At 59.5% G+C, this 11421-nt stretch carries 11 protein-coding genes; 10 read left to right on the top strand and 1 reads right to left on the bottom strand.

What is annotated here, in order from left to right:
- Window positions 1-69: 69 nt before the first annotated feature.
- Together HUJ17_RS06040 and HUJ17_RS06035 are read left to right on the top strand one after the other, a co-directional pair.
- A complete protein-coding gene (locus HUJ17_RS06040) occupies window positions 70-618 on the top strand; it encodes a DJ-1 family glyoxalase III (RefSeq protein ID WP_290509841.1) in 549 nt (182 codons plus the stop codon).
- Between the two features lie 97 nt (window positions 619-715).
- On the top strand, window positions 716-1570 hold the full coding sequence (locus HUJ17_RS06035; protein ID WP_290509840.1) for a class I SAM-dependent methyltransferase: 855 nt from the start codon (window positions 716-718) through the stop codon (window positions 1568-1570).
- A gap of 134 nt (window positions 1571-1704) precedes the next feature.
- Here the strand turns inward: HUJ17_RS06035 and HUJ17_RS06030 are convergent, their stop codons facing one another.
- Entirely contained in the window at window positions 1705-2994 is a 1290-nt protein-coding gene (locus HUJ17_RS06030; protein ID WP_290509839.1) for an alpha/beta hydrolase, read from the bottom strand.
- Window positions 2995-3493: 499 nt separating this feature from the next.
- Here HUJ17_RS06030 and HUJ17_RS06025 point away from each other — a divergent pair, with 499 nt between their 5' ends.
- The 8 genes from HUJ17_RS06025 to HUJ17_RS05990 all read left to right on the top strand — a co-directional run bounded on the left by HUJ17_RS06025 (window position 3494) and on the right by HUJ17_RS05990 (window position 11366).
- Window positions 3494-4750, top strand: a complete 1257-nt coding sequence (locus HUJ17_RS06025) for a glutamate-5-semialdehyde dehydrogenase (protein WP_290509838.1) — start codon at window positions 3494-3496, stop codon at window positions 4748-4750.
- Window positions 4750-5433: a nicotinate-nucleotide adenylyltransferase gene (gene nadD, locus HUJ17_RS06020; protein WP_290509837.1), complete on the top strand. Its 684-nt coding sequence runs from the start codon at window positions 4750-4752 to the stop codon at window positions 5431-5433. Before HUJ17_RS06025 ends, nadD begins: the two co-directional genes overlap by 1 nt.
- The gene (gene rsfS / locus HUJ17_RS06015) at window positions 5423-5779 is read left to right on the top strand and encodes a ribosome silencing factor (RefSeq protein ID WP_290509836.1); all 357 of its coding nucleotides are present in this window, start codon (window positions 5423-5425) and stop codon (window positions 5777-5779) included. Before nadD ends, rsfS begins: the two co-directional genes overlap by 11 nt.
- A complete protein-coding gene (gene rlmH, locus HUJ17_RS06010; protein WP_290509835.1) occupies window positions 5779-6249 on the top strand; it encodes a 23S rRNA (pseudouridine(1915)-N(3))-methyltransferase RlmH in 471 nt (156 codons plus the stop codon). Before rsfS ends, rlmH begins: the two co-directional genes overlap by 1 nt.
- Window positions 6250-6276: 27 nt before the next feature.
- Complete coding sequence (gene mrdA, locus HUJ17_RS06005) at window positions 6277-8163, top strand: penicillin-binding protein 2 (RefSeq protein WP_290509834.1); 1887 nt, start codon at window positions 6277-6279, stop codon at window positions 8161-8163.
- On the top strand, window positions 8160-9305 hold the full coding sequence (gene rodA / locus HUJ17_RS06000) for a rod shape-determining protein RodA (protein WP_290509833.1): 1146 nt from the start codon (window positions 8160-8162) through the stop codon (window positions 9303-9305). Before mrdA ends, rodA begins: the two co-directional genes overlap by 4 nt.
- 151 nt (window positions 9306-9456) lie before the next feature.
- The gene (mltB, locus tag HUJ17_RS05995) at window positions 9457-10503 is read left to right on the top strand and encodes a lytic murein transglycosylase B (RefSeq protein ID WP_290509832.1); all 1047 of its coding nucleotides are present in this window, start codon (window positions 9457-9459) and stop codon (window positions 10501-10503) included.
- Window positions 10500-11366: a septal ring lytic transglycosylase RlpA family protein gene (locus tag HUJ17_RS05990; RefSeq protein ID WP_290509831.1), complete on the top strand. Its 867-nt coding sequence runs from the start codon at window positions 10500-10502 to the stop codon at window positions 11364-11366. The genes mltB and HUJ17_RS05990 overlap by 4 nt, the downstream gene beginning before the upstream one ends.
- The last annotated feature ends 55 nt before the right edge of the window (window positions 11367-11421 follow it).

The raw sequence follows: 11421 nt of genomic DNA, 5'->3' as shown, positions 1-11421 counted from the left end.
TAGCTTGTAGCTTGTAGCTTGTAGCTTGTAGCTTGTAGCTTGTAGCTTGTAGCTATATCCGGAGCTGTTATGCCCACCGCCCTGATCCCCATCGCCGATGGCAGCGAAGACATCGAAACCGTCACCCTGATCGACGTGCTGCGTCGTGCAGGCGTGGAAGTCACCGTGGCCAGCGTTACCGGCACACCTGACATTGTGGCCGCCCGTGGTACCCGTATCCGGGCCGACGCCTTGATTGACGATGTGATGGCACACGACTTCGATCTGATCGTGTTACCCGGTGGCATGCCCGGCGCCAAGGCCCTGGCCGACAGCGAAAAGTTGATCGATAAACTTCACGACCAGCGAGACAGCGGCCGCCTTTACGGCGCCATTTGCGCCGCCCCCGCGGTGGCTCTGGCCCCACACGGCCTTCTCGATGGCGTCGCGGCAACCGGCCACCCGGCCTTCACTGACGCCCTGCCGGATAAAAGTAGAATGGAAGAGAGGGTGGTCCACGACGGCCAGTGCCTGACCAGCCGAGGCCCGGGCACCGCTCTGGAATTCGCTCTGACGTTGGTAGAAACCCTGTGCGGCAGGGAGAAGCGCGATACAGTGGCATCGCCCATGGTGCTTTGAACCCTGACACCACCGGCAATTTGGCACAAATTGCCATCACTCAATGGCGGAATTCTGCTAGCCTGTCAGGCCTCTGCCACAACCAGCCAGAACAACAATGAGTGAACCCCGGGATACTTCATCCATCAGCTTTACCGCCCTGTACACCGGCCATGTATGGACCCGTGACGGCATCTCCGCCCCCTTTTTTCGCACCCGCGGCGGCGCCTTTCTTTATGGCGCCCTGGCCCCCTTCGAGTACGTGGGTCGCCATGTGGTCGGCGGCAACATCCGCACCTTTCTGCTACAGCGCCACCATCTGATTGATCATCGGCTTCATCAATTGATCAACGACGGGGTGACGCAGGTGGTGGAAATCGCCTGCGGTCTGTCCCCCCGGGGGCACCGTTTCTGTCAGCAGTATCCGCAACTCACCTACATCGAAACCGACCTGCCAGACATGGCCCTGCGCAAGCAGCAACTATTGAAAGAACACGGCGTACTGAGCGAGCGTCATCGCGTGCAGCCCATCAACATCTTCGCTGAAGACGGGGAACTCAGCCTGGATCATGTGCTGGCCCAACTGGATCAGAACAAGCCTGTGGTAGTGATTACCGAAGGGCTGGTGAATTACTTCCCGCTGGAGGTAATTTCCGACTTCTGGCGCAAACTGGCCAGCGCCCTCGGGACTTTCCCGCAGGGCACCTACCTCACCGACAATTACCCGCTCTACAAAGGCATGCCCTTCTACCGCACCCTGAAGGTACTGGGCGGCATGCTGGGTACAGTCTCGCGCAGCCAGGTGGGATTTCACTTTCACTCCGACATGGAAGCCATCGACCACTTCCACAGCCTGGGCTTCCACCGCCTGACCATCCACAACCCGGCGGACTACTACGGCAAGCTGCCGATACCGAAGACGCGGGGCAATCCGATGGTGAGGATCATGGAAGCAACCGTGGGGAAGAGTTAATAATGAATAACTAAAAAATCAGGACCCAGAAAAGAAGCCGCGCCCAGAGACTGGGGGCGGCTTCTTTTTTCAACCAGGCAAGAATTAGGCGCGAGTTATTAATTATTCATTATTAACTATTAATTGCCTCAACCTTATCCATAAATCCGATGCACATTCCCGTCACTGTCCTGGCGCAGAAAGTACTCGCTGTTTTTCAGCAGTTCGGTGAAGCGCTCCGCCGCCTGGATGTTGCCGTGCTTGAACAGGCAGCGCAGGTAACCCGCATCATCGTAATCGAATACCAGCAGCTCCAGTTTCAGCTCCGGACTCTCCATGTAGAGAGTGCAGTCACGGGCATGGTCGGCAATGGAAAAGCCGGGCTCGCTCAGTTTGATCAGGCAGCCGAAGAAGTTGATGTCTACCACCTGCACCGGCTTGTTGAACCGGAAGCGGTCGCCCACCCGGGATTCGCTGGTCACATGGCCGTGGTTGTTGCATGGCACCAGCCGCTCGGCACGACGGCGCTCCATGCGATGGTACTCGCCCTTGCCGAAACGGCGAATACCCTGAACAGTGTCCAGTGACTCACCACGCAGAAAGGTTGAAAACAGGTCCAGGGACACTTCTCGTTTTTCCAGCTGCGGCAGATGATCGGCGCCCTTGATCAGCGTGAACTGGGCATTGGGGCATTTTTCGGCAAACGAAGCGTTTTCCCACGGCAGGGTAAAGCTGTCGAACTCACCGGTGGTGACCAGAGTATCGCACTCCGGATAGCCCAGCAGACCTTCCACGGACAACAGCCGGCGGCCATTGATCTTGTAGCGCTCCCGCTCGTTGTCGGATAGCCGCTTCATCTGCCGGTAAAACAGCTTTCGGGCTGTGGGGGTGATGCCGGTTTCCTTCATTTTGTCGTAGTTGACCAGATAGAGGACCACCGCCTGACTGAATTCATCCATGCGGCCTTGCTCCAGTACCCGCACGGATTCTTCCACCAGCATGCGCCAGCTTTTGCGTGGCCGTGTGACAATACCTGCCACAATCAACTTGTCGGTGGCCTGGGGGTATTTGTAGGCAAAGGTGCTGGCAACAGCGGAGCCCAGTGACAGGCCCATCAGGTGCACTTTCTCGAGACTGGACTGACAAGTGAATTCGTACAGCAGATCCGCCAGATCTTCCATGCTCAGGTCCGGCGCGATCTGGGTGTTGTTACCCAGGGACGGCAGGTCCACCAGCACCACCGGGAAATCCTGGTAGATACGTTCGACACAATATTTGTAGGAAGTGAAATTCTGAAAGGCGCCACCCACCACCAGCAACGGCGGTTTGTGGGCATTGTCCGGATGCGAGAACGCCAGGTAATCAATGCGCCACTGACCTACCCAGAGCTGAAACGGGGCGGCTTTAATGCCGGAGCGGGTATATTCCTGGTAGCGAATGGCCATAAGTGTCTGGCTCCGTTCAAGTTTTTTCTTGTTGTATCGGCTACCCTTTACCCGGCAGGATGAGGCAGTCCGTTTTGCGCCACACAAACGGTACACTCGTACCACAAAATCAATAACTTAGGACGACTTGTGTAGCAAAGGTTTTCAATTCTTCACCATTTGTGTGCAAGCGTAAAGGACCGGTTGTCGTTATAATCACCCTTTCAGAGCCTGCTTGTGGTCTGCACGCCACTGCGTTGCCGCTGAAAAATGGCGCCAGACAAGGCGCGGACCGCAGGGCTTGGTGGGCCAAGTTCAAGGGCCGCAACACCACCTGGCGCCATTTGCAGCGCAACCCGAAGGGCCGGGACCATTTTTCCGCCAGCCTGGGTTGCCGGTGATTGATGTAGAAGGACTACACTGCATCTCCGGCGCCACAACCTGACGAAAAAATGGCCTCCGGCGCAGCGGTGTGTAGACCGCAAGCAGGCTCTTTAACCACTTTTCAGCTTTGAGAACTATGGATATCCAGCAATACATGCAACGTCTTGGCGAGCAGGCCCGCGCGGCCTCCCGCGCCATGGCCCGGGCCAGCTCCGGTGACAAGGACAAGGCCCTGGCCGCCATCGCCAGCGCCCTGCGCAGCCACCGTAGTGCGGTGCTGCAAGCCAACCAGCAGGATCTGGACAACGGCCGCAGTAACGGCCTGGATGCCGCCCTGCTCGACCGCCTGGAACTCACCCCGGCTCGTTTCGACGCCATGGTGGAAGGGCTGGAACAGATCATTGGCCTGGCCGATCCGGTGGGTGTGATCACTGACCTGGCCTATCGCCCGTCGGGCATTCAGGTGGGCAAGATGCGTGTGCCGCTGGGTGTCATCGGCATTATTTACGAGTCCCGCCCCAATGTGACCATCGATGCGGCGGCCCTGTGCCTGAAGTCCGGCAATGCGGCCATCCTGCGCGGCGGCTCCGAGGCCATCAACGCCAATCAGGCCATCGCGGAGTGCATCCGTGTGGGCCTGCGCGAAGCCGGCCTGCCGGACACAGCCGTACAGGTGGTAGAAACCACCGACCGTGCCGCCGTGGGCGAGCTGATCACCCACCCCGAGTACGTGGACGTGATCGTACCGCGGGGCGGTAAGGGCCTGATTGAGCGGATCAGCAACGACGCACGGGTACCGGTGATTAAACACCTGGATGGCAACTGCCATACCTACATCGATGATCAGGCGGATATCGCCAAAGCCATCAAGGTGGCTTACAACGCCAAGACCCAGCGTTATGGCACCTGCAACACCACCGAGACCCTGCTGGTGGCCAACGCCATTGCCCAGCAGGTACTGCCCGAACTGGCCGCCAAATACCGTGATGCCGGTGTGGAACTACGCGGTTGTGAGCAAGTTCGCAGCATTGTCGAGGGTATCCAGGAAGCCACCGAGGCCGACTGGGGCGAGGAATACCTGGCACCGATTCTGGCGGTAAAGCTGGTCAAGGATCTGGATGAGGCGATTGATCATATCAACCGTTACAGCTCCGGCCATACCGAAGCCATCGTCACCGAAAACTACACCCGGGCCCGGCAGTTCCTCACTGAGGTAGACTCCAGCTCGGTGATGGTGAATGCCTCCACCCGCTTCGCAGACGGCTTCGAATACGGCCTGGGTGCGGAAATCGGTATCTCCACGGACAAGATCCATGCCCGTGGGCCTGTGGGCCTGGAAGGCCTGACCAGCCAGAAGTGGGTGGTGCTGGGCGACGGCCACATCCGCCAGTAGTGCGCCCCACTCACGACACCACACCGCTGGTCCTGTTCGGCGGCACCTTCGACCCCGTCCACCGAGCCCACATCAGTGCGGCCCGGTCGGTGTCCCAGGTGCTCGGCCATGCCCTTGTGCATCTGCTTCCCAACGCGGTGCCACCACACCGGCCACAACCCCTGGCCAATGGCGAGCAGCGTCTGGCCATGCTGGAACTGGCCTGTGCCGGCCATCCACAGCTGATCCCCGACGACTGGGAACTGAAGCAGTCCGGCCCCAGCTACAGCCTGCTGACCTTGCAGCACTACCGTGAGCAGATCGGCGATCGGCCTCTGGTATTCATGATCGGCGCCGACAGCTTTGCCAACCTGCATCATTGGCACCGGTGGCAGGATTATGCGGCCCTGTGTCACCTGGCTGTGGTGCCTCGTCCGGACAGCCCACTGGCTGCGGATAACGTACAGGTCGCTTTCCCGGAGGCCGACCCCGACAGTCTCGTCCGACAAGCCTGTGGCCTGCGACTGATGCTCCAGGGGCCCTTTCTGGATGTGTCCGCCACCGCCATTCGTCAGGCGCTGGCGGAAAAAGGCGACTGCCCGGCCCTGGACCCGGCAGTTGTTGCCCATATTCATCGCCACCATCTGTATAATGTGGCCAAATCATCTTCCCCCGAATCAGACACGAGGCCTCATGAGCGCTGACACCCCGCTATTGCAACTGGTTATTGACGCACTGGAAGAAGTCAAAGCCCAGAATATTACCCAGCTGGACGTGCGTGAAATTACCAGTGTGGCCGACAATATGGTCATCGCCAGCGGCACCTCCAACCGCCACGTGAAGGCCCTGGCCGACAACGTGGTGGAAGCAGCCAAGAAAGCCGGCCACGAGCCCCTCGGCAGTGAGGGCCAGGACACCGGTGAGTGGATCCTGGTGGATCTGGGCGATGTGATCGTACACCTGATGCTGCCCGCCACCCGCGAGTTCTACGACCTGGAACGTCTGTGGCGCAATCCCCAGCATCACCCGGACCGTGACAACAAAGAATAATGCGTCTTTTCCTGCTGGCGGTAGGCACCCGCATGCCCGCTTGGGTCACCGAGGGCTTTGCCGAATACCAGAAACGCATGCCCCCGGACATGCGCCTGGAACTGGAAGAAATCCCCCTGCCCAAACGGAGCAAGGGTGACACCGCCAGCCAGGTACGCAGCGAAGCTGACGCCATCCGAAAACGCCTGGAAAAATACCCTGGCGCCAAAATCGTGGCACTGGAGGTTAACGGGCGAGCACTGGACACCCCCGCACTCAGCCGTAAACTGGGCGAACTGAAAGATCTGGGTCAGGATCTGGTGCTTTTGATAGGGGGGCCGGACGGACTCTGCCCACAATTATCCGCCAGCGCCCACGAGCGCTGGAGCCTGTCGACCCTGACCCTGCCCCATCCGCTGGTGCGGGTTTTACTGGCCGAACAGCTGTACCGGGGCTGGACGCTGCTCACCGGGCACCCCTATCATCGCTGACCTTCGCCCCCTGACGCAGACGCCACCATGCGCCGACCACTAACACTGAAAGACCACCACCACGAACAGCGCATCTTCAGCGTGCGTCTGGTCGTGGCTGTCTTTCTGGTGTTACTGCTGACCCTGATCCTGGTCAGCCGGATGGTCTGGCTGCAGGTTATTCAGCACAGTCGCTATACCACCCTGAGTGACAACAACCGCGTGCAGACCCTGGCAGTATCCCCCCCACGGGGGCTGATCACCGACCGGGATGGCGTTATTCTGGCCGAAAACCGGCCCGATTTTTCCCTGGAATTGATCATCGAACAGGCCGGCGATCTGGACCAGCTCATCAGCGAACTCGGCAAATTGATCGAGCTGGATGCGGGTGACCTGGAACGCTTTCAGAAACGCCGCCTGACCGCCCGCCGTCCCTGGGAACCGGTGCCACTGCGCGGCCGGCTCAGCGAAGAGGAAATCGCCAGACTGGCCGTTAACCAGCATCGCCTGCCCGGCATCCGCATCTCCGCCGACCCGATCCGCCATTACCCCCACGGCATTCTGTTCTCCCACGTACTGGGCTACGTGAACCGTATCAACGCCCAGGATCTGGAAGCCATGACCCTGGACGAACAGCGCGATTATGCCGGGACTCACTTCTACGGCCGCTCAGGTATCGAACGCTTCTACGAAGACCAGCTCCACGGTCAGGTCGGTTATCGCCAGGTGGAAACCAATGCCCGCGGTCGAATTCTGCGCATACTCGAAGAACAGCCGCCGGTGCCCGGTGAAGACCTGCGCCTGCGCCTGTCCATGCGTGTCCAGAAAGCCGCCTACGAAGCCTTGGGCGAACGGCGTGGCGCGGTAGTGGCTATTGACCCCCGGGACGGCAGCGTACTGGCTTTTGTCAGCCGTCCCGGTTTCGACCCCAATCTGTTCGTCACCGGCATTTCCTACAAGGATTATTCTGCCTATCAGGGCGACCCGGACAATCCGTTGTTCAACCGTGCCCTGCAGGGGCGCTATCCGCCGGGCTCCACCATCAAACCGATGCTGGGGATTGCCGGGCTGGATGCGGGCGTTACCAATTGGCAGCGCACCATCTCCGACCCTGGCTATTACCAGCTGGAAAATGATCCACACCGCTACCGGGACTGGAAACGCTGGGGCCATGGCCGAGTGGATCTGCACAAGGCAGTAGTGCAATCCTGCGACACCTATTTCTACGATATGGGGTTCAAGCTGGGCATTTCCCGCATGCACGAATACATGACGCAGTTTTCCCTGGGGGCCCCCACAGGCATCGACCTGTACAACGAATCCAGCGGTATCATGCCCTCCAAGGAGTGGAAGCGTGCCTACCGCAATCGTCCCTGGTTCCATGGCGATACCATCAACGCCAGTATCGGACAGGGGTTTGTGTTGGCGACCCCACTGCAACTGGCCACCGCCACCGCCATTACTGCAAGCCACGGCAAGAAGGTAATTCCTACTCTGGCTGGGCATACACAACCGGTAGCGCGCACCGAAATCACTCTCAACGACGAGAGCAACTGGGAAAAGATGACCGACGCCATGGTGTCGGTCACCGGCCCAAGAGGTACTGCCAGGGTGATGGCCGTGGATGCCCAATATGCCATTGCTGCCAAATCCGGCACTGCCCAGGTGTTTTCGGTGGGGCAGGATGAGACCTACAACGAAGACGAACTGGCGGAGCGAATGCTCGATCATGCCCTGATGGTATCGTTCGCTCCTGCGGAACAACCCGCCATCGCCGTGGGCGTGCTGGTGGAAAACGGCCGGCACGGTGGTTCTACCGCCGGACCAGTGGCACGCCAGGTCATGGATGCCTGGCTGCTGAGTGAAAGCGGGGAACTGGACGTTCCACCGGTTTTTGAAGAAACCCCCGCCAGCCCTGCCGAGGTCAGCCCATGAGCCAGCGTGAATACCTCCGCCAGATGCCCGGTCAGACAGGCGCCACACTATCTCCAGGACTGGCCATGCGGCTACACCTGGACGCTCCCCTACTGGCGGGACTGGCGGTACTGATGCTGGGCGGCCTGGCCGTTCTCTACAGCGCCGGCGGCGAAAGCATGGAGATAATAGTCCGCCAGTGCGTCCGTTTCGGCGCCGGGCTCACCGCCCTGTTCCTGCTGGCCCAGATACCACCGCGTAGCTACCGATTCTGGGCCCCCTTTCTCTATACCGGCGGTCTGGCCCTGCTGGTTTTGGTATTGATCGCCGGCACGGAAGCCAAAGGTGCCCAGCGCTGGCTCAGCATTCCCGGCATCGGCCGTTTTCAGCCCGCCGAAGCCATGAAACTGGCGGTGCCGGCCATGGTGGCCTGGTATTTCAGTGAACGTACCCTGCCGCCCAAATTGATGGATGTACTGGTTGCTCTCGCGCTGTTGGGCGTCCCTGCCGCCCTGATCGGTATGCAGCCAGACCTGGGCACCGCCATCCTGATTGCCGCCAGCGGACTGGTGGTCCTGTTCATGGCCGGGCTGTCCTGGCGGTTGATTGCCGTTGCAGTGCTTCTGGTGGTGACCGCCGCACCGCTGATGTATTTCTTCGTGATGCACGATTATCAACGCAACCGGGTAGACACCTTCCTCAACCCGGAAGCAGACCCGCGCGGAACCGGCTGGAACATTATCCAGTCGAAAACCGCCATTGGCTCCGGTGGCGTGGATGGCAAGGGCTGGCTGGACGGCACTCAGTCCCGCCTGGACTTCCTGCCGGAATCTTCCACGGATTTCATCCTGGCGGTCCTGAGTGAAGAATTCGGCCTGCTGGGGGTCAGCGTTCTACTGATGATCTACCTTGTCATTGTAGGGCGTGGTTTTTTTATTAGTTGGCAAGCACAGGAAACGTTTTCACGCTTGCTCGCCTCCAGCCTGACGATGACATTTTTTATTTATATTTTTGTGAATATCGGCATGGTGTCCGGACTCTTACCGGTGGTGGGTGTACCGTTACCCCTTATCAGCTACGGCGGCACTTCCATCGTCACTTTGCTGGCCAGCTTCGGCATGCTGATGTCGATTCATACCCATCGGCGGCTGATGAGTTACTAATAGCAGGAGCGAGAAGCGAAAGGCGCAGACAAGAGCACTTTTCCGGCTCGCTTCTTTCTGCTGGCAACAGGCTATTCGCCTTTTTGCTTCTGCCGGGCACCAAATCGCCCCGACACGGTCTATGGGAATAATGAAAACAGGAGATCCCCCTTTGCGTCGTTCCTACCAAGGTATTCTGGCCGCTGCACTGACAGTCACATCCCTGCCGGTGCTGGCAGAACACACCTGCCCGGAAAACAATGATTATCTGCAACGCGACCAGGCCAAGACCATGATTGGCGAGCTGGTGGCCGAAGGCGGCGACGAAGCGCGCATCCGACAAGTGCTGGGCAGCGCCGAATGTCAGCCCAAAATTCTGGAATCCATCGCCCGCCCGGCAGAAAAAACCCACACCTGGGCCACCTATCAGAAAATCTTTCTGCAAGAGAGCCGGGTACAGAAAGCGGTAGAATTTGCCCGTGAGCATGCCGACACCCTGGCCCGGGCCGAGCAGACCTACGGTGTCCCCCGGGAAATCATTCTTGCCATCATCGGTGTGGAAACCCGCTATGGCCAGCACATGGGTACCTACAGGGTGGTGGACGCCCTGGCTACTCTGGGTTTTGATTATCCGCCCCGGGCCAGTTTCTTCCGCAAGCAGTTGAAGGCCCTCTTCGAGCTGGAGCAGCAGGCCCATATCGACGCCAACACCATTACCGGTTCCTACGCCGGCGCCATGGGTTACGGGCAGTTCATCCCCACCAGCTATCAAGCCTATGCCGTGGACTTCGACAACGACGGCGTCACTGACCTGGTCAACAACCCGGTGGATGCCATCGGCTCAGTGGCCAACTATTTTCATGAGCATCGCTGGCAGCCAGATCTTCCGGTAGCCGCCCGTGCCCGCGTGGAAGGCAACGGCTATCAGCCGCTGGCTCAAAAAGGCTACAAACCGTCCTTCACCCTAGGTCAGGCCAGCAAAGCAGGGGCCACGGCAATAAGCTGCAAAGGCGACGGCATAACCAGCGAATACTGTTTTGACCTACCGGAAGACACACGCACCGCTCTGCTGGACCTGGAGGGTATTCATGGCACCGAGTTCTGGCTAGCCACCGACAATTTCTACGTGATCACCCGTTATAATCATAGTCGCCTGTATGCCATGGCCGTGCTACAACTGTCCCGAGACATTGCCGTAGCCCTGGAGAGCGAGGAATGAAACGGCTAGCCGTGACAACACTGGCAACCCTCTTTCTGGGTGCCTGCGCCACTGCACCGGGCCCATCCGGCACGCCAACGAATAACGGCGCGCCCGGTTCCGACCGTTACAGCATGGACCAGGACATGCCCCCCGAAGAACGCCGCGATATATCGCAGCTGCCTGAACCCGTGCCCAAAGACGAACCGCGCAGCCGCTACGGCAATCCGGATACCTACAGTGTCTGGGGGAAATCCTATCGGGTGTTACCAAGCGCCGAGGGGTACCGCGCCGAAGGTCTTGCCTCCTGGTACGGCCAGAAATTCCACGGCCACCGCACCTCCAGCGGTGAATCCTTCGATATGTACCGCTTTACCGCTGCACATCGCAGCCTGCCACTGCCCACCTACGCCAGAGTCACCAACCTGGATAACGGTAAAAGTCTGGTGGTTCGCGTCAATGACCGGGGGCCCTTCCATGAAGATCGGATTATCGATCTGTCCTGGGCGGCAGCTGTCCGTCTTGGCATTGAGGAGGCCGGTACCGGCAGAGTCAGAGTAGAAGCCATCAGTGCCACCCCGGCACCCAATGTGCCCGCCAGCAAAGTACCCACCGCCGTTCGCGCCGCCCTGGACAGTCCGCCACCAAACGTCGCCACCAAAACCCGACTATTCCTGCAGGCCGGCGCCTTTCAGGACCGAACCGCTGCCGAGCGCATGCAACAAGCCCTGCTTGAAAAACTGGGCATGGGCAGTGAAATTCGCTCTACCGGCAATCTGCACCGGGTCTGGATCGGTCCCTATGCGGATGATCAACAGCGCCAACAGGTTCGCCAGACCATGGCCGATGCCGGTTTCGAGCGCCCGGTACCCGTGGCGCCCTGATAAAGTCAGGGCAATCTAAGCCGTTCCTCCGGTTAACAGCCCGGTTGCGCTCCTC

The organism is Alcanivorax sp. (assembly GCF_014762765.1).
GTDB lineage: Bacteria > Pseudomonadota > Gammaproteobacteria > Pseudomonadales > Alcanivoracaceae > Alcanivorax.
The sequence above is the reverse complement of the archived record's forward strand: the minus strand, read 5'-3'. Positions and strand labels throughout refer to the sequence as shown.